The sequence below is a fragment of the Chryseobacterium sp. JUb7 genome, from assembly GCF_024806495.1.
GTDB lineage: Bacteria > Bacteroidota > Bacteroidia > Flavobacteriales > Weeksellaceae > Chryseobacterium.
Genome location: NZ_JANUFF010000004.1, coordinates 350,151 through 372,852, shown reverse-complemented (window position 1 = coordinate 372,852; position 22,702 = coordinate 350,151). Strand labels below are relative to the sequence as shown.

Annotated in this window: 27 protein-coding genes; 7 read left to right on the top strand and 20 right to left on the bottom strand. The window is 34.6% G+C overall.

Going from position 1 to position 22,702, the window contains the following annotated elements; all coding sequences use genetic code 11:
- Positions 1–125 precede the first annotated feature (125 nt).
- On the top strand, positions 126–1,586 hold the full coding sequence (gene guaB / locus M2373_RS10665) for an IMP dehydrogenase (RefSeq protein ID WP_259110485.1): 1,461 nt from the start codon (positions 126–128) through the stop codon (positions 1,584–1,586).
- 99 nt (positions 1,587–1,685) lie between these two features.
- Here the strand turns inward: guaB and M2373_RS10660 are convergent, their stop codons facing one another.
- Positions 1,686–2,204 carry a DsbA family protein gene (locus M2373_RS10660; RefSeq protein ID WP_259110484.1) on the bottom strand — a complete coding sequence of 173 codons (519 nt, stop codon included), beginning with the start codon at positions 2,202–2,204 and terminating at the stop codon, positions 1,686–1,688.
- 2 nt (positions 2,205–2,206) lie between these two features.
- Positions 2,207–2,674 carry a redoxin domain-containing protein gene (locus M2373_RS10655; RefSeq protein WP_259110483.1) on the bottom strand — a complete coding sequence of 156 codons (468 nt, stop codon included), beginning with the start codon at positions 2,672–2,674 and terminating at the stop codon, positions 2,207–2,209.
- A gap of 232 nt (positions 2,675–2,906) precedes the next feature.
- Here M2373_RS10655 and M2373_RS10650 point away from each other — a divergent pair, with 232 nt between their 5' ends.
- Positions 2,907–4,790, top strand: a complete 1,884-nt coding sequence (locus M2373_RS10650) for a zinc-dependent metalloprotease (protein ID WP_259110481.1) — start codon at positions 2,907–2,909, stop codon at positions 4,788–4,790.
- Positions 4,791–4,903: 113 nt separating this feature from the next.
- On the opposite strand, the gene M2373_RS10645 is transcribed toward M2373_RS10650, so the two are convergent.
- From M2373_RS10645 to M2373_RS10585, 13 genes are all read right to left on the bottom strand, one after another.
- Positions 4,904–5,494: a hypothetical protein gene (locus M2373_RS10645; RefSeq protein WP_259110480.1), complete on the bottom strand. Its 591-nt coding sequence runs from the start codon at positions 5,492–5,494 to the stop codon at positions 4,904–4,906.
- A gap of 308 nt (positions 5,495–5,802) precedes the next feature.
- Complete coding sequence (locus tag M2373_RS10640) at positions 5,803–6,246, bottom strand: hypothetical protein (protein WP_259110479.1); 444 nt, start codon at positions 6,244–6,246, stop codon at positions 5,803–5,805.
- 227 nt (positions 6,247–6,473) lie between these two features.
- On the bottom strand, positions 6,474–6,662 hold the full coding sequence (locus M2373_RS10635) for a hypothetical protein (protein ID WP_259110478.1): 189 nt from the start codon (positions 6,660–6,662) through the stop codon (positions 6,474–6,476).
- A 154-nt stretch (positions 6,663–6,816) separates the two neighbouring features.
- The gene (locus M2373_RS10630; protein ID WP_259110477.1) at positions 6,817–7,212 is read right to left on the bottom strand and encodes a hypothetical protein; all 396 of its coding nucleotides are present in this window, start codon (positions 7,210–7,212) and stop codon (positions 6,817–6,819) included.
- A gap of 31 nt (positions 7,213–7,243) precedes the next feature.
- A complete protein-coding gene (locus M2373_RS10625; RefSeq protein WP_259110476.1) occupies positions 7,244–7,831 on the bottom strand; it encodes a hypothetical protein in 588 nt (195 codons plus the stop codon).
- Between the two features lie 248 nt (positions 7,832–8,079).
- Entirely contained in the window at positions 8,080–8,358 is a 279-nt protein-coding gene (locus M2373_RS10620; protein ID WP_259110475.1) for a hypothetical protein, read from the bottom strand.
- Positions 8,358–8,534: a hypothetical protein gene (locus M2373_RS10615; RefSeq protein ID WP_259110474.1), complete on the bottom strand. Its 177-nt coding sequence runs from the start codon at positions 8,532–8,534 to the stop codon at positions 8,358–8,360. The genes M2373_RS10620 and M2373_RS10615 overlap by 1 nt, the downstream gene beginning before the upstream one ends.
- A gap of 504 nt (positions 8,535–9,038) precedes the next feature.
- Complete coding sequence (locus tag M2373_RS10610) at positions 9,039–9,521, bottom strand: hypothetical protein (RefSeq protein WP_259110473.1); 483 nt, start codon at positions 9,519–9,521, stop codon at positions 9,039–9,041.
- A 60-nt stretch (positions 9,522–9,581) separates the two neighbouring features.
- The gene (locus tag M2373_RS10605; protein ID WP_259110472.1) at positions 9,582–9,863 is read right to left on the bottom strand and encodes a hypothetical protein; all 282 of its coding nucleotides are present in this window, start codon (positions 9,861–9,863) and stop codon (positions 9,582–9,584) included.
- Positions 9,864–9,946: 83 nt separating this feature from the next.
- Positions 9,947–10,435, bottom strand: coding sequence for a hypothetical protein (locus M2373_RS10600; protein ID WP_259110471.1), 489 nt, complete (start codon positions 10,433–10,435; stop codon positions 9,947–9,949).
- 73 nt (positions 10,436–10,508) lie between these two features.
- A complete protein-coding gene (locus M2373_RS10595; protein ID WP_259110470.1) occupies positions 10,509–10,937 on the bottom strand; it encodes a hypothetical protein in 429 nt (142 codons plus the stop codon).
- Entirely contained in the window at positions 10,853–11,188 is a 336-nt protein-coding gene (locus M2373_RS10590; protein WP_259110469.1) for an RHS repeat-associated core domain-containing protein, read from the bottom strand. Before M2373_RS10590 ends, M2373_RS10595 begins: the two co-directional genes overlap by 85 nt.
- Positions 11,189–11,326: 138 nt before the next feature.
- Positions 11,327–12,397: a DUF4407 domain-containing protein gene (locus M2373_RS10585; protein ID WP_259110468.1), complete on the bottom strand. Its 1,071-nt coding sequence runs from the start codon at positions 12,395–12,397 to the stop codon at positions 11,327–11,329.
- A 226-nt stretch (positions 12,398–12,623) separates the two neighbouring features.
- Here M2373_RS10585 and M2373_RS10580 point away from each other — a divergent pair, with 226 nt between their 5' ends.
- From M2373_RS10580 to M2373_RS10570, 3 genes are all read left to right on the top strand, one after another.
- Positions 12,624–14,519 (top strand): zinc-dependent metalloprotease, encoded by a 1,896-nt coding sequence (locus tag M2373_RS10580; protein WP_259110467.1) that lies wholly within the window; start codon positions 12,624–12,626, stop codon positions 14,517–14,519.
- Positions 14,520–14,573: 54 nt separating this feature from the next.
- The gene (locus tag M2373_RS10575; protein ID WP_259110466.1) at positions 14,574–15,035 is read left to right on the top strand and encodes a hypothetical protein; all 462 of its coding nucleotides are present in this window, start codon (positions 14,574–14,576) and stop codon (positions 15,033–15,035) included.
- A 77-nt stretch (positions 15,036–15,112) separates the two neighbouring features.
- A complete protein-coding gene (locus tag M2373_RS10570) occupies positions 15,113–15,523 on the top strand; it encodes a hypothetical protein (RefSeq protein WP_259110465.1) in 411 nt (136 codons plus the stop codon).
- Between the two features lie 16 nt (positions 15,524–15,539).
- On the opposite strand, the gene ruvC is transcribed toward M2373_RS10570, so the two are convergent.
- Positions 15,540–16,094 (bottom strand): crossover junction endodeoxyribonuclease RuvC, encoded by a 555-nt coding sequence (ruvC, locus tag M2373_RS10565; RefSeq protein WP_259110464.1) that lies wholly within the window; start codon positions 16,092–16,094, stop codon positions 15,540–15,542.
- 101 nt (positions 16,095–16,195) lie between these two features.
- On the opposite strand from ruvC, the gene M2373_RS10560 reads away from it, so the two are divergent.
- Both M2373_RS10560 and M2373_RS10555 read left to right on the top strand, forming a co-directional pair.
- Positions 16,196–16,684, top strand: a complete 489-nt coding sequence (locus M2373_RS10560; RefSeq protein ID WP_259110463.1) for a hypothetical protein — start codon at positions 16,196–16,198, stop codon at positions 16,682–16,684.
- Positions 16,685–16,686: 2 nt separating this feature from the next.
- Positions 16,687–18,051, top strand: coding sequence for a M64 family metallopeptidase (locus M2373_RS10555; RefSeq protein WP_259110462.1), 1,365 nt, complete (start codon positions 16,687–16,689; stop codon positions 18,049–18,051).
- A gap of 58 nt (positions 18,052–18,109) precedes the next feature.
- Here the strand turns inward: M2373_RS10555 and M2373_RS10550 are convergent, their stop codons facing one another.
- The 4 genes from M2373_RS10550 to M2373_RS10535 form a co-directional block, all read right to left on the bottom strand.
- Positions 18,110–18,637: a 2'-5' RNA ligase family protein gene (locus M2373_RS10550; RefSeq protein WP_259110461.1), complete on the bottom strand. Its 528-nt coding sequence runs from the start codon at positions 18,635–18,637 to the stop codon at positions 18,110–18,112.
- Positions 18,638–18,640: 3 nt separating this feature from the next.
- Positions 18,641–19,771, bottom strand: a complete 1,131-nt coding sequence (locus tag M2373_RS10545; RefSeq protein ID WP_259110460.1) for a serine hydrolase — start codon at positions 19,769–19,771, stop codon at positions 18,641–18,643.
- Positions 19,772–19,873: 102 nt separating this feature from the next.
- Complete coding sequence (locus M2373_RS10540) at positions 19,874–22,123, bottom strand: carbohydrate-binding domain-containing protein (protein ID WP_259110459.1); 2,250 nt, start codon at positions 22,121–22,123, stop codon at positions 19,874–19,876.
- Complete coding sequence (locus M2373_RS10535) at positions 22,120–22,611, bottom strand: T9SS type A sorting domain-containing protein (RefSeq protein WP_259110458.1); 492 nt, start codon at positions 22,609–22,611, stop codon at positions 22,120–22,122. Before M2373_RS10535 ends, M2373_RS10540 begins: the two co-directional genes overlap by 4 nt.
- Between the last annotated feature and the right edge of the window lie 91 nt (positions 22,612–22,702).

Genomic DNA, 22,702 nt, shown 5'->3' with positions numbered 1-22,702 from the left:
CAACCAAACCGTTCCGAAAAGGAACGGTTTTTTGATTTAAGTTATTGATTGTTAAGTTTTATTTAAACTATCAAAATCGATTTTCGTATGTCGTCAAAATGTCTTAATTTTGCAAGAAAGTAAAGATGTCTATTCATAACAAAATTGTAGAGACAGCCATCACTTTCGATGACGTGCTTCTAGTCCCTTCTTATTCTGAAGTTTTACCTAACCAGGTTTCATTAAAATCAAGACTTACCGACAAAATTACGCTTAATGTTCCGATCGTTTCTGCGGCAATGGATACCGTTACAGAGGCTGAATTGGCAATTGCTCTGGCAAGAGTGGGTGGTTTGGGTTTCATTCATAAAAATATGACGATTGCGGAACAGGCTGCACAAGTAAACAGAGTAAAACGTTCTGAGAACGGAATGATCTCTGACCCTGTTACTCTTTCTAAAGATCATACACTGGCTGAGGCTAAGGAAACAATGGCCAAATATAAAATTTCCGGTCTTCCTGTAGTAGATGCTGATAATGTTTTAATCGGAATTATTACCAACAGAGATGTAAAGTATCAGGAAAATCTTGATATGAAGGTGGAAGAGATCATGACGAAAGAAAATCTGATCACTTCTGATAAAAATACAAACCTTGAAAAGGCTAAAGAAATTCTTTTGAAAAGCCGTGTGGAAAAACTTCCTATCGTAGATTCAGAAAATAAATTAGTTGGATTGATCACGATTAAAGATATCGACAATCAGTTAGAATATCCAAACTCAAACAAAGACCAGAAAGGGCGCCTTATCGTAGGTGCAGGTGTAGGTGTTGGAGAAGATACTTTGGATAGAATTGAAGCTTTGGTAAATGCTGGAGTTGATATTATCGGTATTGATTCTGCTCACGGTCATTCTATCGGGGTTTTAAATAAAATCAGGGAAATCAGACAAGCTTATCCGGATTTGGATATCGTTGGTGGAAATATCGTAACGGCTGAAGCAGCTGAAGATTTGATAAAGGCAGGTGCTAATGTTCTTAAAGTAGGTGTTGGGCCTGGTTCCATCTGTACAACGAGAGTTGTTGCGGGAGTTGGTGTTCCTCAGTTATCTGCTATTTATAACGTTTACGAATATGCTAAATCTAAAAATGTTGCCGTAATTGCTGACGGAGGGATCAAACTTTCGGGAGATATTGTAAAGGCAATCGCAAGTGGAGCCGGAGCAGTAATGCTGGGTTCGCTTTTAGCAGGAACTGATGAAGCTCCGGGTGAGGAAATTATCTTCCAGGGTAGAAAATTCAAAACATATCAAGGTATGGGAAGCCTTTCAGCTATGAAGAGAGGTGGAAAAGAAAGATATTTCCAAAGTGAGGCTAAAAAATTCGTTCCGGAAGGAATTGAAGGAAGAGTTCCGAGTAAAGGATCTTTGGAAGAGGTTATCTTCCAGTTGACGGGAGGTCTTAGAGCAGGAATGGGGTATTGTGGCGCTAAAGATATTGAAGCTTTACAAACCGAAACCAAAATGGTAATGATTACAGGAAGCGGATTGAAAGAATCTCACCCTCATGATGTTATCATCACGCAGGAAGCTCCGAATTATTCTTTGTAAATAATAAATTAAATATAGTGAATAAGGCTATCTCAACATTGAGATAGCCTTATTTTTTATGGAGAGCCTTTAGCCCAAACCTACGTAGTAATCCTTCAACTAAGAAATTAGGTCAACGAAGGAGTCGTATGTTCCGTCATAATCTTCCCACTTTTGATTATTCACAAAAAAAGAAGGTGTGCCATTCACACCACTTCGTACTCCTCCTTCAAAGTCTGCTTCAATTTTCTCCTGTAAATCAGAAGTATTGATGTCATTTTCAATTTTATTATAATTCAAGTGCAAGGCAGCAACACATTCTTTCAGCATATCTTCACTCAATAAATCCTGATTATTATAAATAAGGTCATGCATTTCCCAAAACTTTCCCTGTTGTCCGGCCCCTTCTGCAACTGTTGCAGCGGCCATTGCAAATTCGTGAGCATCAGTTAAAGGGAAATTTCTGAAAATAAAAGCGACATCATCACCATATTCTTCAGTAAATTTTTTGATTAGTGGAAAAGCATGCCCGCAATAAGGACATTGATAATCTCCATATTCCACCAAAATAATTCTTGCAGTATCGGGATTGCCCTTCACATGGTCGTTGGGACCTATAGGAACTCTTAAAGTAGACATAATTATTCAGATTGATTTAAATTTTCCAGTGCATCGATGATCCCATCAGCGCCGGGATTGATTCCGTCCGGTGAAAGATAGCTCCACTGGATAATTCCGTCTTTATCGATAACGAATAAGGCTCTTTTTGAAGTTCCGTTTTCGTCATTATAAACTCCGTATTTTTCAGAAATTTCTCCTTTAGGGTTAAAATCTGCAAGAAGAGGATAATGCAATTTCCGGTCTGCCATAAAAGCATCATGACACCAGGCACTGTCAACAGAAATTCCTAATATATCGGCATTATATTTATGAAAGATACTGAGCATTTCGTTGTATAAAGTCACCTGATCCCCACAAACAGGACTCCAGTCTGCAGGATAAAAAACAAGGATTAAATTTTTTCCGAGAAAATCAGAACGTTTTAACTTTTGATCAGGAGTCGAATGAAGGTCGAATTCCGGTGCCGGACTTCCTTTTTGTAATATCATATGATTTGAGATTGTGTTAATTAATAATTTTCATATTAAAATTAATAATAAGAAATTAATTAGATGTAATCGTTTACTTAATTTAATATTAAAATAAATTTAAAACTAATGTAACAAATAGGGTGTTGGAAGGACATATTCTAAAATTTTTAATCTTATTAGCCCAGTTTAATGAAATTTAATAGTATTAAAAATGAACCTAAATTTGAAGACTTTTTTAAAAATTAAAAAAATGAAGAAAACTTTCCTTTATGGAGCGGTATTATTTTCGCTTTCGCTATCTGCTCAGCAACAGCTAAGAAACTGTGGTTTTGACCAAACTTTAGACGTACAGGATAAAACGAATCCTGGCTTGAGAGATACTTTTGACAAAATTATCAAGAATATTCATGCTCAAAAGAAGAATAGTCCTTCTTCTGCTTTCGGAAAAACTGTAAATGGTGTTTATGAGATTCCAGTAGTTGTACACTTAGTTCACCCATCGGGAGCAGCAATAGGTACTACTTATAATAAAACTGATGCTCAAATTCAGGCTTGGTTAGATAATGCAAACCAAATGTATGCAGGAACATATGCGTGGCCGGCAGCAGGTACTCCTGCAGATTTCGGAACTTCGGCTGTATTTCCTATAAGATTGGTTTTAGCAAAAAGAGATCCTAACTGTAATGCGACTACAGGTATTGTAAGGTATGATGGCGGAACATTGGCAGGATATAATCAATCTGGTATGGCTTATCAGTCTGCAAACGGAGCATCAAGAACAGCTATTAAGGGAATTGCTCCACATTGGCCGGAAGCTTCTTATTTTAATATTTATGTAATCAGTATGTTTGATGGTGATGCAACTCCAAATGCAGGTCTGATGGGATTTGCTGCATTTCCTAATAACTTAGATTCAAACTATGAATCTTTTATGAAGTCAGGAGTAGTTACCAATCCTTATGATACTACTTTTGCTCATGAGTTCGGACATGCAATGGGATTATATCACACTTTTGATGGTGGAAATTATGCAGCATTGCCGGGGGCAGCAGACTATTGTCCTCCAACGACGGGTGTTTGTGCTAATGATGATGATGAGGTATGTGATACAGAAAGAGCAGGGAGTGGATATCAACTTTGGCCAGTGCCTACAAACTCTCAGATAAATCCTTGTACAGGAGCAAATTATCAAGGGGTACAGTATAATATGATGAATTATTCTAACTCTGTTGCTCAGAAATTTACAGCAGGACAAGGAGATAGAATTGAAGATTTATTTATGTTGATCAGAAGTAGTTTAACAACTTCTAAAGGAGCTACAGTACTTCCATCAACATCCGTAAATACAACTCCTATTGCAGCAACTTGTAACCCTACAGGTATTGCTAATCCAAGTACAGGCTCTGCTTATCTTTCAGGACCTACATATGTGAAATTGGGAGATATCAATAATGCTTCTGCATCAACGTGGCCGGGAGCACCAGCTTTTTATGTAGATTATACTACTAAATCTTGTCTGGCAAACGCTCATACTTTGTTGAATATCAATCAGCAACAAACAGTAGAGGTTGGATTCTTAAAGGCAGCTACTGCTGATCAATCATTAAGAGTTTGGATTGATTACAATAACAATGGAACATTCGAAGCTTCTGAATTGGTTGCTTCTGGTAATAATGTTGCTGCTAATCCTGATGGCTACGGAACTTTTACGGCTACATTTACGCCATCTTCAACAGCTGTAATGAATACTCCTCTTCGTATGAGAGTATTAGCTGATAGAAATAGCCCAAGTTCTTTTTCTCCGTGCGGGCAATTAGGTTTTGGACAAATTGAAGATTATTCAGTAACATTCGTAAATAATCTTAGTACAAATGATTTAAAAGCTGATAATAATGACTTAGTACTTTATCCAAATCCGGTAGCAAGTGGGGATAAGGTATTTATTAAAGCTAAAAATGCTAAAAATCTTAAAGTTTCTATTTCTGATATGTCTGGAAGATTAGTTGCCAATCCTTCATTGACACAAGAAAACACAGGAATCTACAGAATCAACCAAACTTTAGAAAAAGGAGTTTATATGGTTCAAATTTCTAATGGAAATGAAATCAAAACTTCTAAATTAATTATTAAGTAATTTTTAGATTGCTATATAGCAGAAGAGGCTGTCTCAAAAGTGAGACAGCCTCTTATTTTTTATCTGCTCACGGATTATAAATCCGCGAGATTAGAAAAACATTTAAATCTATATTATTTTTTAATATCAATTAATTCTCCACCTTCGTAAAATTGAAACATCTTTAATAACGAAAACTTGCTTAAAAACTTTTTAAATTCTCGAGAATTAGCAATTTCAGCTTCAATCATTTTACCATTAATATCAGTAATTTTATAGTCTTTATTTATACCAATAATCCAAAGATTAGTATTTTCGTCCAATCTACCAGAATAGGTTTCCTTATCTGATATTTCAGTATTGTTTTCTTCATCAACTTTAAAATTTAATGATTCAAAATATTCTTGACATTTATTTGCTGAATCAAAGCCACAAAAAACAATAATGTTCTTGTTTTGAAATGTAAACCATTTATAATTAATGGTATTTCTATAAAGTTTAAAGTCTTTGTCTAATGTTTCTATATATAAACCAATTTTATTAAAAGTCGAATCTGAAAATATGCTTATGGCTATATAATCCCCATATTTAAAAGGTCTTTTTAAAGTATCTTTCACATAAAGCTTCATTGCTTCTTTCGTTATTTTTCCCAATTTTTCTACTTTATTTTGCGCCGAATAATGAGAAAATATCAAAAATGATATTAAAATTATTATTTTTTCCATTTTATTTATTTTATGTAGTATCCATTTTTAATAGATGTAACTTGTTTTGTATTATAAGTTGATATTTTGGGACCAGAAGTATAATCAGGATTATACATGAATAATCAAATTTTCGAAATGAAAATAAGAAAGCTGACCATTATTTCGATGAAAAGCTATATAAAAGAAGATTAAAAATAGAAAAAGCCAATGCTTGGTTAGATCGCTTCAAGGCCCTATTGGAGGTAGATTTAAAACTTTAAATATAACTTAGATAAGTTTACATTTAGCTTTCTCTATTTTGTTCTTAGAAAAATAAAAACAAGTTTTTAATCAAATTTCATAGAATTTGGAGTTTCTATAACTACATAATATTCTTTGTTATTTTTAATTAGTTCTGAATATTTTTTTCTATAGTTCTTAATATTCATATTAAAAATATTAATTATAATATATTTCTGGTTTAAATAAATTTTAGGAATCGTAACTTCATACTTCGATGATAAAGAGTGATTTGCTAAAATTGATTCAAAATTTAGATTAAATGACATAGATTGATCTGTAAGTAACCGAGTATAATCATTTTCTGAAATATCAATTGTTCCAACAACATAGTTTGCATTAATTGATTTCATAGTCTGAGATTCCAGTTGTAAATTATTTACTATTAAACAAGGTTTTTCATCAATCATAATAAGCAAATTACTTTTTCTTATTTGAGCATTGTATAAAAATGCGATGAATGTGAAGAATATTATTATTGTCTTTTTCATAATCTATTTTGAATTTCTATTTAAAATATTTCTAATTACTGGTACATTTAATTTCGTTCTCAATGTGCTATTACCATTATATACAGCAGCTCCAATTTCTCTAGTATCATTAAAGCTACCATCTGAATTTTTTGTTACATTTAAACCATTTGCAACTTCAATTCTTCCAACTATAATATTGGTTGAATATTGTGAAAAAACTCTATCATCGACTCCAACTGTCGGAGTTAAGGCATTAAAGGAAAAATCAAATTACCTTGCTCAAAGATCCCTGCAGGATGAAGATGAATACTTGTTTTTGTACCAGCGGACAATAATGGTATAGGCAGCATAGCAGGAGCTGTTGCCATTCCATTCCATTCCATTCCATTCTCTCCCTTTTTGGTATTTTCCTTTTCCTCCCTCTTTTGTACCAAGCTGTGTGTGATGAGTTCCTTCTGCTTCTGGACGGTTTTATACAAGCTTTCAAATTTAAAAATATTGCAATGTTATAAAAATAAACCCACCGCAATTGCGGTGAGTTTATTTTTATATACCGAATACAAGAAATATGCTCGTACTGGTGGGTGATTATAATAATTTTAAACTTTTAGCCAGTATAAAATCAGAATCATGTTCTGATTTATCCTTTATACTCTGATCAGGATCCAAACTTAAATAAATTTGATTATTAAAATATAATAATTTATAATCTTCAATATTATAAAAATTATAGTCGGAATTGTAATAAAAATTAAATTCTACAATATCATTAAATAGTAAATTTATTTTGGAAAAATTACTTTTCTTAGAAAATTTACTTATTGTGATTTGTATTTGCAATTCTCCAAATTCATCCTTACTAAGTTTTATTTCTTCTATAATTGTACTTATTAATGAATTATTATTAATAAATGTTTCTGTTGCTGTTTGTGTTATATCCATAAATATTATTTTTTTATCCCAAAGTCTCTTAACAATTCCCATTTTTTAGGTGGTCTACCTGTTTGTCTATCTCCTAGCCCTGATGGATTTCGTGGATTAGGTATATATAATCATGAATATGATCATCTTGCGCATTTTCAGGATAAGTAGGTCCGTGTCCTTTATTATATTCCTTTTGAACATTTCCATCTGGACCATATTTTTTAGAAGTGGTTCCAGGTTTATTTGTTTCTACTGTATTAGGTTTTCCTTTATCAGGTATTCTATTCTTTTTTCTTTTTCCATCTTTAGGAACTGGGGCATCATTTACATCCGTCTCCTCCTCTTCCTTATCTTGTCCTTGGGCAAAATGAACTGGAAGAGCTTGAGGTGATAAATCAAGAGGAATTTCTTCTTTTCTATATGCTTCTGTTGCATGATAAATTTGAAGAGTATTCCACAGAATTATAGCTGCTATTCCTGCTACTGCAAGAGTGTATGGATTTGGATAGCGACTTCCTGCCATAGCAATACCGCTTATGATACCAGTTCCTGAAAAATCAAAACCACGAGATTCAGTTTTAATGGGTTTATAAACAGTAAGCGTAATAGTTTCTATTTTTACATGATTATCAGGAGAATCTCCTGGTCCACCGTCAAAGCCAAAAACCATTCCCTGCATACCTGTAGGATCTGTATTTAAAATAGGATTATTCCAAACTTAACTATATGCTTCTTGAGTGTATTGACTTCTTGGGTCTACCACACCCCATCTTCCCAAGTCCGGCATATAAAACCTCGCACCATAATCATATATCCCTGTTTCCTACAATTCCTAACTGTTGGACTTATAGTTATAAGATATTGCGATCACGTCATACCCGGTCCTTACCCGTACCCGTAGATTCCGGAAGCTCATCCCGAATATACTTATTTTGAAAGTTCTTTAATCTTAGCTAAAATGCCATAAAAATCTACCTCTTTTTCAGGTTCTATTATTTCGCCTGTGTCAAAATTTTCAATAATTACATTGTAATTTTCGGTATCAAAATAGTTATATGAAGAGATATAAAGTAACTTTTCACCAAATCGGAATCCTATCGCTGTAATATCGGAATCCCAGAAATCTACAATCTCAAGTCCTATTATATTTTCAACTTCTATAGAATTTATCAAACGATTTATTTCTGAACTTTTGTTATTTATCATTATTTTAAAAATCTACTATCTGTTAATAGTTTACGTACAGTTGTATTACCGCTTTGCAATGCCTCTTTAACGGTGCTATTTAAATGCTCTGCTGGAAAAACTGACTTTATACTTCCTTGTCTATGTGTTGATATAAACTCTTGTACTGTTTTATCTGCATTTTCCAATATACTCATTGTAGTGGGACTATTTATGTTTAGCCTGAGGTCCTTTGCTAATTCATAAATCTACCTCTGAAATTCCCCATTTTAGCATAAAACTACTCAATTTCCCTTTCCTCATATTCATCAAAAATATTGTAGTACTATAAAAAAACAAAGCTCATCGCAATTGCGATGGGGTTTTATTTATTTTATCTGCGCAAAGTCGGGAGACTTTGCGCAGCAAGGAAATTAACTTTTGAAAATTGTCGAAGAGACACACTATTTACAACTTGTAAACTCCAAAATAAAAGTATAAAATTATTAAGATAGGGACTGAAAAATATTTCAATTTGCTATTAAAGTATTTCCATATTAACAAAATATGCAAAATCCCCACTAATCCAAATCCAATTTTCCAATACTCAATATTTTTATTGTAACTGGCTCCAGATCCGTTTATTAAAAAAATATTAACAGAGTACAAAAAATAAACTAGCCAAACACTCATTGCATTCAATATAAATATTATTACTGCTTTCATTGTACAACTGTTACGGTTATATTATATTTAGCTTTCATTGTTTTTACAAAATCATTAATGATATTTTGAATAGTTTTCCCTTTATTAAAGGATGCTGTAAATGTTGACAAATCCTTACCGAAAGGCTTAATTGTATGTGCATTTTTTATACCTTTTCCTTGATCAGAAGTAAAAGCAGCTTTAACACCTTTCATTCTATTTCCCGAAAGATCATCTTCTGTATAGGTGGGAATTCCATCAATAGCTTTTAATCTTCCGGATTGGTGAGGAGCCATATTGTAAGAAAATTCAACAACATTATCTGGATCAGCAAAAAGATCAGCATTTTCTTTAATCATGCGAACTAAACGCTCTGAATAACCTTGTCCAAAAGCAGCTCCTCTACTATGAGTATATATTTGTATTTTTTCTATTATTTTTCCAGTTTTAGGATCTCTTGCAAGTTTAGATAAAATATTTTGGAATTCAGCATTATTCATAGCGATTCTGCCTGCCGCAATTCTGTTTTCAGGTGTATTTCCTCCTATATTGCTTCCGTTTCACATACTCCAATCGCCAAATAAGTTTTGTCCTGTATATCTATCTCCATCTACAAAATGAAACTGCCCACCAGGATTTGCAATACCAGCTCCTTTAATTGTATTTATAATTTCCTGCGACCAATAGCTTGCATTTCCTCTTTCAGAATCTGATTCGACTCTGCCATTGATTAAAATTGGTAATTCCCCATCTTTATCGAGATATAATATCGGACTATTTAAAGCATAAACATATGGTGAAGAACTTTCTAATAATTCATTTTTGGGATCTACAACGCCCATCTACCAATATCCGGCATATACATTCCCGTCTCCTGCAACTCCTTGCCGTTATACTTGTAGTTCTTATACGTCGCAGAATGATTTTACCATATTTTTATTATACCTTTCTGATTTGTAACCCCTTCAATCTTTATTCTAATGGTATCTTGTAAATATGGTTGCTTTAAATACCCCCAATTTACATCTGAACTATCTAATTTCACTCTATCCTCTGGAAAAATATTTAATACAATAAAATCTTTTTTATTTCTTTCATAACTCAAATTGTATGGATATTTAGTATAAGTATCAATTCTTGTTTCTTCCATAGAATGATAGCCATATCTAAATCCTTTTTCAATATATGGTCTAAAATGAAATCCTTTTAAATTACTTGAATCAACAATTTTATAATTTAATGCTTTCACAAAAATTTTTCTATCTTTTGATTCATTAATTATATCGGTTCCGACTCTATATTTCCATTTTTGGTAACCATACCATCCAACAGCAGAAGATAATAAGCCGAATAAATAATATAATAGGATACCAATCAAGCATAGCCCCGTAAAAACAATTGCTATTTTTTTCATTTTTTTATTTCTTTTCCATTTTCATCGATAGGCACTAAAGGTCCAACAGTTATTATTGGTTGTTTACGAGGTTCTATTTTATTTTCAGAAGAGATAAAAAACGATTATAATAATTCATTCCACGTTCAAAGTTATCTATAATTGCATTGGGAGCGGGGTTTACTTGTTTTGGTAGATACCACGCATTATCTGTCCTGATCTCTATAATTTTATTGAATGCATTTAACATCACGTTTGCACATGACTGCCCAATAACACAATATTTTTCTGCTTTGGCAGCTTCTGCTGTTTTACTTTTTATTTTTTCATCTTCTTCCTTAGTGGTTTTAATGGTAACATACTTATCATAATGATGTTGCTCTTTTGGATTTATAACACGTGCTTTTAACACTGCCTGTTTTGGGCTTAATCCTTTTCCTAAAAAAGTACCAACATCCGCATTTTTTGCGTCACCATATGAACTACTCCCTTCTCCTGTCCATTCATTGAATAATAGTACCAACCATCTCGTGAGTTTCCAACAATTACAGCCCCATGCCCTGCTGCAGGAACAGCCTTAGAATCCGCAAGAAATATTACATCTCTTCCATCGGGATCAAAACCATTAATAGGGTCATTGACAACATAATTATATGGACTATGACGACTAAATTTCTCCGCAAGTTCATCAACAACACCCCATCTTCCAATATCCGGCATGTAAAACCTTGTCTCATAATCATACATACCAGTCTCTTGCAGTTCCTTCCCCATACTATTGAATGACAAAAGTATTATTGTTAAGCGACAAAAAGTGTCGTATTAAATATAGAGATGCAATTATTTTGTAAAAGGTTGTAATAAAAAAGCTTTCGGAATTCCGAAAGCTTTGTAACTACTATCAAAGAGTATTTATTTTCTCAAATTTTCTTTAAAATCCTCAATCCTGAAATCGGTGAGAAAATTTCCTTTTTCAATTTTTTCTTTAGCATAAAGACGGAAATCATTTTCAGTTTTTTCCAGAAGATAATCATAGGGTCCAACGGGTGAGATCAGTTTTACCAGAACCGGAGAAATTTCCAGACAGATAAAAAGTCCCATAATGAAAGTAGCAGCAAGTCCGATGATTGCAGAATTTTTACCGAGCTCATCCAGAGCCTGCAATCTTGCTGCAAATCCATTGAACTTATCTTCAAAAGTTTCTGTGGATTTTCTTTCTGTTTCCAGATTGGTATAGACTTTCGATATTTCTTTATCTAAATATTCAATTCTTGGAGCAACCTGTTTTTGATAGTTTTCAAGATCCTGTCTGCGCTGTTCTTTGAGCTCCTGCTTACGTTTTGCATTAGGTCCAAAGCCTTCCTTCCCACTGGTAAGTCCGGATTGTTTTCCTAATATTTCTTTTTCAAGTTCTACGGCTGCAGAATCATAAGATTTCTGATATTGTAGAATTTTCTCTGAAATCTGCTTTTTTTCGGTTTCAAAAGGTCCGCTTTGCTGAAGAATTCGTCCGCTCATCTCACCCTGAAGCTGTTTTTTGTTTCTTTGGATGATGGTATTTAACTGTTTGTTCACCTCTTTTTCAAATATTTTAAGTTCCAAAGGTTTAGAAATAATGATTCCTAAAAAGGTGGCCAGAATCAGACGTGGAATTGCCATTAAGATCTGATTCCACCAGGTTCCAGTCTTTTTGATAGAGGAAACGATATAGCGGTCCAGATTAAAAATCATTAATCCCCATAAAATTCCAAAACCGATGGATGTCCAGATATTGTCAAATACAGTGTACATCGCATAGCCTGCAGAAAGTGTAGCAAATATCGCCGTAAAAAGAACAATGCCTCCAATGCCCGAAAATTTATTCCATTCACTTGGCGTTTTTCTTAGTATATGTACATTTCCGCCAGAGCATATCAGCAGAAATTTTTGGAACCAATTGATGGGATGATTCACTTGATTTATAGTTTGTTGGTTGTTTTTCATGATAGAAAATTTATACAAATGTAATACTAAAAATCATACCAATGTTAAAGATAGTATTATGTTTTACCAAGTAAGATTGAATTTGTTTTTATTATACTGAAATAGAGTGATTTATATATTTATGTCAAAATTTGGTGATTTCTAAGGCTCTTTTTTTAAATTTTAATTTGCATTTTGATAAAAAAAATATAGTTTTGCTGACAATAAAACAACAAAAATATAAAAGATGAAGAAAATTATTATTTTTATTACGTTAATGTTTTTTATTAATGCATTTTCCCAAAATCAACAAAAAGAATGTGGATTTGATGTCGTTATGAAGAAAATGGATAACCGATATCCAGATTTTAAGAAAAAAAGAGAAGAGGTTGATTTGAACCTTGCTAATATCAACAAACAGTCTTCTCTAAACAAAGTAGGAGCTACAACATCATGGAACGGTCTTTATACAGGACAAATTTACGAGATCCCTGTTGTCGTGCACGTGATTGAGTCTCAGGCTTCTGCAAATTCTAATTTGGCGTTGACAGATCAGGAAATCATCAACTGGATCGACAGAGCCAACAAAATGTATGCGACTACGTATGGTAACGGTTTTTATCCGGAAGGTTCGGGGCCTACGGGTGGCGCTGTAATGCCGTTTAGGCTTGTATTGGCAAAAAGGGCTCCAAACTGTACTCCTACAACAGGTATTGTAAGATATAACGGGAGTACACTTCCTTCTTATGATAATTATGGAGTGAAAATGCAGGGGAATAGCGGGGCAGCTGATTACGAAATCAAAAGTCAGCTGGCACCACACTGGCCGGAAACGTCTTATTTTAATATCTATGTAGTGATTGGTTTTGACGGACAGCAGCAGCTTTCGTATGGTCTTATGGGATATGCAATGTTCCCGGATACTTATGATTACAGCTATGAAAGTTTCATGAAGGTAGCGACTATAAAAAATTCAAATGATACGACGCTGACGCACGAGTTGGGACATGCGTTCGGTCTTTATCATACCTTCCAAGGAGTTTCTTACACGAGCCAGACATCTTGTCCTGTTAATAATAATTGCGCAACAGACGGTGACAGAGTTTGTGATACTTCGCCATCAAGAAGTATGTATGGAATGTCGGTTCCTAATAATTCTGCAACAGATCCTTGTACGGGGCAAAACTATGACGGAACTCAGTATAATATCATGAACTACACGAATGTGGAACGTAAATTTACTGATGGACAAAGAGACAGAGCTGTATTGTTAATGATGGAATACAGAAAAAATCTACTTAATTCCACTGCAGGAAAAGATCCTTCTGTAGTTATTCCTTCTCCTGTTTCTGTTATTGCAGCGCAGTGTAATCCGGCAGGAATTGTTCATCCTACGAATAATAATTATGCCATAGGTCCTTATAAAGTTAATTTTGCATCGATCAGCAGTATGACAAACGGATATGACTCAGATGAGGCTTCTCCGGTTTATTATGCAGATTATTCTACAGCTACTTGTATAAGACCTGCTTATTATACGGATATTGCATCAAATACAAGTACTCCGCTAAAAGTAACCTATATGAACGGCTTTTCACAGTCTGATAAGTTCAGAACAAAGGTTTGGATAGATTATAATAATAACGGGGCATTTGAAGAGTCTGAACTGGTTGTTAACAATACATCAGCAACGGCAATGGCTTCGGGAGCAACCATAACGCTTACCAATAACATTACTCCGCCTGCATCGGCTGTGAAAAATACTTATTTACGAATGAGAATAGCAGTAGATGCTGCAACATTTGGTTCAGCTGCGCTTCCTGATTTTACGGCATGTTCTCAGTTGCAATATGGTCAGATGGAAGATTATGCAGTGAAAATTCTGGATAATTTAGGAACATCTGAGGTTAAAGATCATTCGGATACTAAGATTGTATATATAAAGAGCGAGAATAAACTTAGACTGGCCGGAGCCAAGAATAAGATATTCGGAAACTATCAAATATATGACCTAAGCGGAAAACTTATTCAACAGGGGAATTCTAAAACAAATGAAGTTCAGATCAACCAGGAATTAGTAAAAGGAGCATATATTATTAATTATTCAGATAAAAAAGATTCTAAGAAATTTTTTAATAACTAATATAAAATAAGCCCTTTTCTAAGGGCTTATTTTTTGTTGATAATATCTTTAAATATGGCTAAAGTAATAAGTTGTTTCTTATTGTGCCTGCTGATATGCTCTTGTCAGTCGCAGACCAAAAAACAATTAAAAAACAAACCTGAAATATCTGTAAAAAATAATGCGCATTATTTTACCGGAAGCTGGAGATTTGTGGATCAGAAATATTCTGAAGGGAATGAGAAAAAAATATATCCTTCACATGATTGCATGAAAAAATATACTCTGGTATTTAAGAAAGAAAACGGAAACTGGTTTCTGACTAAAAATTATGCTACGGGTAAAGACTGTTCTGTCAAGAGTTCAGGAGGTCCAATAAAGATCAGTATAAATGAATGCTGTTTTTCTTATTGGGAAGGCGATTTAAAGAAAACAGAACAATATGAAATTCTTTCCGAGAATAAATTTTCAATACGCTACAGTGATATTCTTGATGGTAAGGTGAGGGAAATTGAAGATACTTATGAAAAACAGTAAACACTTTATAAGAAAGTACAATATCTGTTTATTTAAATAATCCTATCTTTAAATATCAAACTCAAAATCTTTAAATTATGAAAAATGTAGTAAAGTTTTCATTGGTTTTACTTCTATTAATTGTAGTTTCATGTAAAAAAGAAAAAACAATTGATGATGAGCTTAAAGAAGCCGCCGCAAGCATGAACAAACTTACGCCTCAGATTCTTAATGACGGAATACGTTTAGACAGTGTTTCTACAGAGCCTAACAAGGTATTTAAATATAATTATACGCTGACAGATGATGTGAAAGAAAATGTAACGCCGGAGCAAATAGAGACTTTTAAAAAAGAAGCTAAAGAAGGCGCTTTACAAGCCGTAAAAACTTCTGCTGATTTACAGGAGTTCCGTGATAATGATGTTGTACTTAAATACTCTTATTACGATAAAAACGGGAAACTTACCGCAGACTTCAATGTTACTCCTGCAGAATATAAAGCCAAATAATAAAAAAATCCGGATGTTATTTTAAACGATCCGGATTTTGTTTTAAAAAGCTTGCCCAGCCTGTATATCCTTTTGTATCGGAAATCGTTCCTGAATTAAAGTGATGACAGACTGCCACGGCCAATCCGTCGGAGGCATCAAGATATTTTGTTGGAAATTCTTTAAGACCCAATAAATTCTGAAGCATTCCCGCTACCTGCTCTTTACTCGCATTTCCGTTTCCGGTGATCGCCATTTTTATCTTTTTAGGAGAATATTCGGTAATAGGAATATTCCGGTATAAGCTAGCTGCCATAGCAACACCCTGTGCGCGCCCAAGCTTAAGCATACTCTGAACATTTTTTCCATAAAAAGGAGCCTCCAATGCGACCTCATCAGGATGAAATTCGTCAATTAATGCTAACGTCTTATCAAAGATATATTTAAGCTTCGTTTCGTGATTCGGGTACTTTTTAAGTAAAAGTTCATGAATGGAAATCATTTCCATTTTACCTTTTTTAACGGAAATAATCCCAAATCCCATTACGGTAGTTCCCGGATCTATGCCCAAAATTATTTTTTCTGAAATCATTGCGCCAAAGATAGGGCTTCTAATTTTTCTTAGCGATGAAAAAAAGAGTTAAAATAGGAAAAAGGCATTGAAATCTTTTTTAACTTTAATAAAAAATAATCATGAAAAATTTATTTATTCTATTAACGGTTCCCGTTATGGTTTTTTGTAATTTTCTGCAAACTAAATTGTTAAATAACAATGATGTCGGGAAGGAAACATTTCATTTAAAAGGAAGTGATAAGATCGTTTATCTGTTTTTTAAAGTTGAGAAAAATACTTCGAATACTGAAAAAATCATTTTGGAAGATAAAAAAATGGTCAGCGGAAAACTGAAATCAAATCCTGTTTTTGATGAAGAAGAGTTGAAGGTTGGCGACTTTGTAATCTCTTTGACAGATACGAGAGGTAAGGAGGTGGTGAAACAAATTGTGGAAGATCCTCTGAATCCGGTTATGGAAGTCTATGAAGATACCATCAGCAGAAATAAAGTCTCTTTACAAAATGCCGAATTCAGTATAAGATATGTACATTCTGAGAATATTCAGATGGTAAAAATTGAAAAAGTAACCAATACAGGAAGACAGCTTCTATTCACACAAAAACTTTAATCATGAAAAAAACTTTATTTTCCCTTTTTATAAGCAGTTTCTGTTTTGCTCAGGTCTTTCAGACTGTTCCTCTTCTGCAAAACGGATCGAATGACAAGCGCCTTAACATAGCCGTGTTGGGAGATGGTTTTACCACTGCTCAGCAGGATGCTTTTATAAATTCTGCCCAGTCTACTATCAATTATCTTTTCACAAAAAGTCCTTATACAGAATATAAAAATTATTTCAATGCCTATGCAGTGAAGGTAGTTTCTACAGATAGCGGAGTAAAGCATCCGGGCACAGCAACAGATGTTACTGAGCCGGTAATTCCGGTTTCAAATCCTAATAATTATTTGGGATCATCTTTCGACTTCGGAGTTCACAGATGCATATACAGTAATTCTACCAACAAAGTGGCTCAGGTTCTTGCAGCTAATGTTCCGGATTATGATCTCACCTATATTTTAGGAAATTCCACAGAGTACGGAGGTTGTGGAGGAGCATATGCTTTTGCTTCGTTAAATGGATCGGCTAATGAAATTGTAGTCCATGAACTGGGACATTCTTTTGGAAAACTGGCTGATGAATATTGGTTTTCCGGTTCCGGTGAGTCTCCCAATAAAACCCAGACTTCCAATCCGGCAACGATAAAATGGAAAAACTGGGTAGGCCTGAATGGAGTAGGAGTATATTCTCATGCCGAAAGTCCGAGCTGGTTCCGTCCTCATCAAAGTTGTGAAATGAGATATCTTAACCAGCAGTTTTGTTCTGTATGTAAAGAGGCTATCATAGAAAGAATACACACATTGGTGTCTCCGGTAGACTCATATACTCCAGCGAACAACACAACAATAGATGGTTCTTCAAGTGTAACTTTTACTGTCAATGAAATTCTTCCTATCCCAAATACTCTGGTTAACACCTGGAAACTGAATGGTACTGCTCTTGCAGCTACAGGAAATGCAATAACGATTTCTCCGGGTCAGTTAAATACGGGTAATAATATCCTGCTGTTTTCCGTTACCGATAATACGGCGTTGTTAAAAGTAGATAACCACAGCACATTACATATTACCAATATCACATGGCTTTTAAATAAATCATCAACACTGAAAACATCAGAAATAAAAGCTACAGAAAGAAGGTTCAGCATGTATCCTAATCCTGCCAACAATGAATTTTATATCAAAGGAAAACAGGATTTCTCAAAAAATACTGAAGTCGTTTTGTATGATGCCTCCGGAAAACTTATTCCTGTGAAGTCTGAGCTTAAAGACGCTCAGACATTGCGTGTAGACATTAATAATCTGCCAACGGGAACTTATATACTAAATGTAAGTCAGGATAAAGAACAGATTATCTCACAAAAGATTATTAAAGAATAAAATTTATCTTTTCCACATAAAAAAATCGACTGTATAAGTCGATTTTTTTGTTTTAATTTTAAACAGGAGCTAATTTTTTCTCATCAATCGGGACCCAATTATCATCATGGCGAAGGAGTGTTATTTTATCAACTATAAAATTAGTTTTATATTCTTTGTTCTTGTAGATCTCCCATGCTTTGAGGTAGTTGTCGAAACTTAAATTCCGGTAGCCAACCGTCACATGTGGATTGAATGATGTGTTGATAAAGTTGAATTGCTTTTTTACCTTTGAGTGTAAATCCTTAAGGGGATCATTCTCTTCGGGATGTACAAAAATCACAGGATTCTTTGGGTTGGGAAAGCTGCCAAAGCCATCCAGTACTATTTCAAAAGGAGAAATATGAGTGTCGATTTTCCGAAAAGCTTCTATAATGTCATTTTCTAATTCCAGTTCTCTTGAGAATGGAGGAAACAAAGTAATATGTGCCTCATTTTTCAAAGCTTTAGAGTTGTTATAATTCTGTGCAAAATCTTCTTTGAACATTCTTACTTCATCAATGATTTGCTGAGGTGGATAGATTGCTATGAAGTATAATTTTTTCATGGCTTAAAGAAGCTTGGGTTTTAAGGTATCACTTTTTATACTTTCAACTGTACTTTCCATAAGGTCTGTTATTTTTTTGATCTCAATATGAGGCTTAAAAGCAGTTCCTTTTTCCTGATCGGCAACATTAGATAAGATAATAACAGAAGTTTTGGTTTTTGGATAGTAAATATTCAGAGACGGAGCTCCTTTCACATACCCGCTGTGGAAGTAAGCAAGCGGTTTTCCGATATTCATCATAATTCCGTAGCCGTAACCCATTTTTCCGAAAACAGGATGCTGTCTTTCAGCGCTTTTTGAAGTGAATTTTTTTAAAGTCTCAGGGTTTAGAATTTTACCGCCATATAACATGGTATTCCATTGGTGAAGATCGTCAATGGTAGATAGAATTCCTCCCGCGGGAATTCCTATGTCATTGCCGGCAAGTCTTTTGGGCATATTTTCTATCTTTTCAGGATTTTTTTGTGATCCAAGATAGGTTTGGGCAAAGTTTTTTCCTTTAAAAAGATTTCCGGTTGAAGAATTTTTCATTCCTGCTTTATTGAAAAGTTCCTTAACATTCTGATCATAAGATTTCCCTGATACAGCTTCTACAATTTTACCTAAAGCATTAAATCCATCGTTGGAATAGTAAAACCCGCTACCACTTTTAAACATCAGCTGGTTTCCCAGAATATTTAATCCTGAAGTATGATTTAAAAGCTGATGAATAGTAATAGAGGCATAGTCTTTTGTCTGAAATTCTTTTAAATATTTTGAAACTTTATCATTTATATTAAGCTTTCCCTGTTCTGCCTGAAGCAAGATAAGTGCTGCCGTAAACTGCTTGCTGATGGAGGCTATGGAAAAAATAGTTTGATTATTAATTTTAGTTTTAGTTTCAAAATCTGAAAATCCATTATTTTTTCTATATACTTCAACAGAGTCTTTGAAAACAGCGACACTGGCATTAAAATGATATTTTTTGAAGACAGAATCAATTTGATTTGAAATTAATTTCTTTTCAAAAACGGCGACAGCGGAATCTGCAATCACTTTTTTATCAACTACTTTTACAGGTTGTTCTTTTTCGCAGGAAATTAAATTTATCAGGATGAAAAATAGCAAAGGAAGGCAAAATAATTTTTTTGTCATTAGGAGTGTGTTTTAAATTGATAGGTGAAATAATCCATCAAAAATATAAAAAACCTCTTAATTTTACTTAAGAGGTTAGGGGTAAATATTTTTTAAGATCGATTAAAAACTTACTGTATTGACATTATTCGTTGCTGAGGTTGTAAATGTACTTTTTAAAGTTCCCCCGGAAGTAGAGTAGCTTCCTCCTGAGTACAATCCCCATCCCGAAGATCCTCCAACATAGCTTCCACCTGAATAGCTTCCTCCGAAATACACTTTGTATGCAGTGTTTTTATTAAGGTTCGGACTGGAAAAATGAAAGTAATACACCCCGTTTTTAGGTTTGAAAGTAACCATTTCTGTTCCTGAAGCATTTTCTATATGAAGCATAGACGATGTTGCCAATTGCGAACTGGATTTTAAGTACATTCCCACCTGAGTAGAAGCAGCACCCATCGCCTTTGTCATGTTTGAGTTGGAACCTGCGGAAATTAATAATCCTCCGTTCATTAAGAAAGTCCCGTTATAATCAATACCTTCTTCGGGTTGGCTGGTGGGTCCGTTGACAATCGTGGTTCCTCCGGTAATGGTAATATTCCCGTTGCTGTCGATTGCATCACTTCCTGCAACAATTACGATACCTCCGGTGATGTAAAGATGGCTTCCGTCATTAGCTTCTGTACCTCCTGAAACAGTTCCGTAAGTAGCATTGATCCCGTCATTGGATGCTGTAATATTATTGACTCCGCCCGCAAAGGTAATGATTGGAGCCTCAACACCCTCACCCACACCGGAAACTATTGAAATAGCGGAAACAGTATTGGCGCCTCCGTTTACTGTTACCGATGTGTCAGAATGAATTCCGTCATCAGTTGAATTAAACGTATTATTTCCATTATTAATGATGATGGCTCCTGTAGCAACAAGGGTTTTCGGATGGCTGTAATCTGTTCCTGAAACTAAAAATCGAGATCCTGTTGTTTTAATATTTAAGACAGGGCTAGTGGTTGCAGTTCCGATGGTGATCGTTCCGTCAGCTTTTATTCCTTTTCCCCCTGTTCCTGAGCTTGTCGTCGTCAATGATCCTGCATTGATTAAAATATTACCGTCTGCTGAGATCGCTGAAGAAGAATAAGAGTCTGTAACCCCTGTTGTATTGATATAGGTTGCGCCGTTCCCGGCAGTTGTAATCGTCACAGTTCCATTGTTGATGGTGATATTCTGATCGGTAGAAATTCCTTTTCCTCCATTGGCTGTTGAGGCTAAGCTAAGATTTAAAATTCCGGCATTAATGATTACACTGGCATCAGTTTTTATGGCAGTGGAATATGAGGGATCATAGCCACTTCCTGAAGCCGTAAGGACAGCTGCTCCTGAAAGGTTGGCGGTGATATTTCCTCCGTCGAATGTAATATTTCCTTTGGCGCTGATGGCTTTAGATTGAGCACCTGTTAAAGTGAGATTAATTGTTCCTCCTGATATTCCGATGGTAGATGTTCCTGTTTTAATAGCTTTGACGTCAGCAGAAGCTAAAATCGCTGTAATATTACCTCCCGAAATAGAAACTGCAGTATCTCCCGCATCAATAGCATCGGCAGTTGCCGTTATATTTACTGTTCCGCCACTCATCAGATAACCTTCAGAATGAAAGCCGTCCGATGCCGCTGAAATCACTTTAACAGTTCCGTTCTGAACTTCAATTGCTGAAGAAGTGGAGATGCCGTGTTTTTTAATTCCTTTAATATTTAAAATCCCCGTTCCTGCAAAAATAATTTTTCCATCGGTCTGCAGTGTTCCGTTTTTGGTGCTGGAAGACCCATCTGTCAAAGAATTTGTCGTTCCGGACTGAAGGGTAAATGTATGGGTTTGATTTCCGGTGATCGTAATTGCAGGTCCTGAAGCATTGGTAATATTCAGGTTGTTCATGACAAATTTTGCCGCAACGTCTGAACTCATGGTTAAGCTTCCTGTACTGCTTGTTCCTAATAAATTATATTCAAGATTGCTGATTCCGGATGTTGCTGCAACAGTAACCGTTCCTCCGTTGGCGGTAATATTAACACCCTGGGCTGAATATGGATTAATAATCGTTGCGTTTTCCGTTCCGTTATAAATGATATAAATTTTATCGAGATTTACAGTATTGGAGGTAAATGTAATACTGTCTATAACTGCTTTTTGAATGTTTAAGCTAGACGGATTTCCATTAAGTTTAATTTTCGAATAGGTCGTGTCAAATGTGATACTGTCTACAACAGCTGTTGAAGAACCGAACATTGTATTTCCCGAATTGTGAACGACGATATTCTGCTGTGCTTTTGTGACAAAGGAGAAAAGCATTGCCACTATAATGTAAATATACTTTCTCATTTTTTGATCAGTTTTAAAGTGGTTTGATTGACCTGAACAAAATAAAATCCTAAGCTCAGGTTGCTGATATCTATATTTTCATCAGGTTGATAAGTTCCCTGAAGAACCAGTTTTCCTGTTACGGAGTAAATCTTCACATTTAATTTTTTCTTTTTTCCGGATGTTATTCTTATAAAATCGGAGGAAGGATTAGGATATAATGCAAACTGAGATTGATTGATCCCTATTTCCTGAGTGGCTAAAGTAGCATTGGCAAATGTAATTTTTCGGATGATGCTGGTAGGAATAGAAACATTGCTTGCTGCCGTATTCGTTTTTACAAGTAAATTACTTCCCGAAAAGTATAATTTTCCGGAAGCTTCTATCGTATAATCCTGTGATGTCCCGTTGTAGTAAGTGATTTTTATTCCTGTCTGCGCAAAAGATATAATGCTGAACAGGAATAATAAAACCTGCAGGGATTGGCTGAAAAGTTTTAGTATTCTCATTGTTATTTTGATTTTTATCAATCAAAAGTAATCGCTACTTCACAATGAAAAAATATTTTGAGGTAAACAGAAAAAATGTGTCGGTGAATGA

Bases quoted from the DNA above. Each gene is read 5' to 3' on its own strand.
- M2373_RS10620 (WP_259110475.1), bottom strand. From the start codon at position 8,358: ATGATAAATAACAAAAGTTCAGAAATAAATCGTTTGATAAATTCTATA.
- M2373_RS10650 (WP_259110481.1), top strand. From the start codon at position 2,907: ATGAAGAAAACTTTCCTTTATGGAGCGGTATTATTTTCGCTTTCGCTA.
- M2373_RS10615 (WP_259110474.1), bottom strand. From the start codon at position 8,534: ATGAGTATATTGGAAAATGCAGATAAAACAGTACAAGAGTTTATATCA.
- M2373_RS10575 (WP_259110466.1), top strand. From the start codon at position 14,574: ATGGCTAAAGTAATAAGTTGTTTCTTATTGTGCCTGCTGATATGCTCT.
- M2373_RS10660 (WP_259110484.1), bottom strand. From the start codon at position 2,204: ATGTCTACTTTAAGAGTTCCTATAGGTCCCAACGACCATGTGAAGGGC.
- M2373_RS10645 (WP_259110480.1), bottom strand. From the start codon at position 5,494: ATGGAAAAAATAATAATTTTAATATCATTTTTGATATTTTCTCATTAT.
- ruvC (WP_259110464.1), bottom strand. From the start codon at position 16,094: ATGATTTCAGAAAAAATAATTTTGGGCATAGATCCGGGAACTACCGTA.
- M2373_RS10590 (WP_259110469.1), bottom strand. From the start codon at position 11,188: ATGGGGAAGGAACTGCAAGAGACTGGTATGTATGATTATGAGACAAGG.
- M2373_RS10640 (WP_259110479.1), bottom strand. From the start codon at position 6,246: ATGAAAAAGACAATAATAATATTCTTCACATTCATCGCATTTTTATAC.
- M2373_RS10545 (WP_259110460.1), bottom strand. From the start codon at position 19,771: ATGACAAAAAAATTATTTTGCCTTCCTTTGCTATTTTTCATCCTGATA.
- M2373_RS10655 (WP_259110483.1), bottom strand. From the start codon at position 2,674: ATGATATTACAAAAAGGAAGTCCGGCACCGGAATTCGACCTTCATTCG.
- M2373_RS10605 (WP_259110472.1), bottom strand. From the start codon at position 9,863: ATGGGCGTTGTAGATCCCAAAAATGAATTATTAGAAAGTTCTTCACCA.
- guaB (WP_259110485.1), top strand. From the start codon at position 126: ATGTCTATTCATAACAAAATTGTAGAGACAGCCATCACTTTCGATGAC.
- M2373_RS10610 (WP_259110473.1), bottom strand. From the start codon at position 9,521: ATGAATAATGCTGAATTCCAAAATATTTTATCTAAACTTGCAAGAGAT.
- M2373_RS10540 (WP_259110459.1), bottom strand. From the start codon at position 22,123: ATGAGAAAGTATATTTACATTATAGTGGCAATGCTTTTCTCCTTTGTC.
- M2373_RS10600 (WP_259110471.1), bottom strand. From the start codon at position 10,435: ATGAAAAAAATAGCAATTGTTTTTACGGGGCTATGCTTGATTGGTATC.
- M2373_RS10585 (WP_259110468.1), bottom strand. From the start codon at position 12,397: ATGAAAAACAACCAACAAACTATAAATCAAGTGAATCATCCCATCAAT.
- M2373_RS10535 (WP_259110458.1), bottom strand. From the start codon at position 22,611: ATGAGAATACTAAAACTTTTCAGCCAATCCCTGCAGGTTTTATTATTC.
- M2373_RS10560 (WP_259110463.1), top strand. From the start codon at position 16,196: ATGAAAAATTTATTTATTCTATTAACGGTTCCCGTTATGGTTTTTTGT.
- M2373_RS10550 (WP_259110461.1), bottom strand. From the start codon at position 18,637: ATGAAAAAATTATACTTCATAGCAATCTATCCACCTCAGCAAATCATT.
- M2373_RS10555 (WP_259110462.1), top strand. From the start codon at position 16,687: ATGAAAAAAACTTTATTTTCCCTTTTTATAAGCAGTTTCTGTTTTGCT.
- M2373_RS10625 (WP_259110476.1), bottom strand. From the start codon at position 7,831: ATGCAGGGAATGGTTTTTGGCTTTGACGGTGGACCAGGAGATTCTCCT.
- M2373_RS10630 (WP_259110477.1), bottom strand. From the start codon at position 7,212: ATGGGAATTGTTAAGAGACTTTGGGATAAAAAAATAATATTTATGGAT.
- M2373_RS10570 (WP_259110465.1), top strand. From the start codon at position 15,113: ATGAAAAATGTAGTAAAGTTTTCATTGGTTTTACTTCTATTAATTGTA.
- M2373_RS10580 (WP_259110467.1), top strand. From the start codon at position 12,624: ATGAAGAAAATTATTATTTTTATTACGTTAATGTTTTTTATTAATGCA.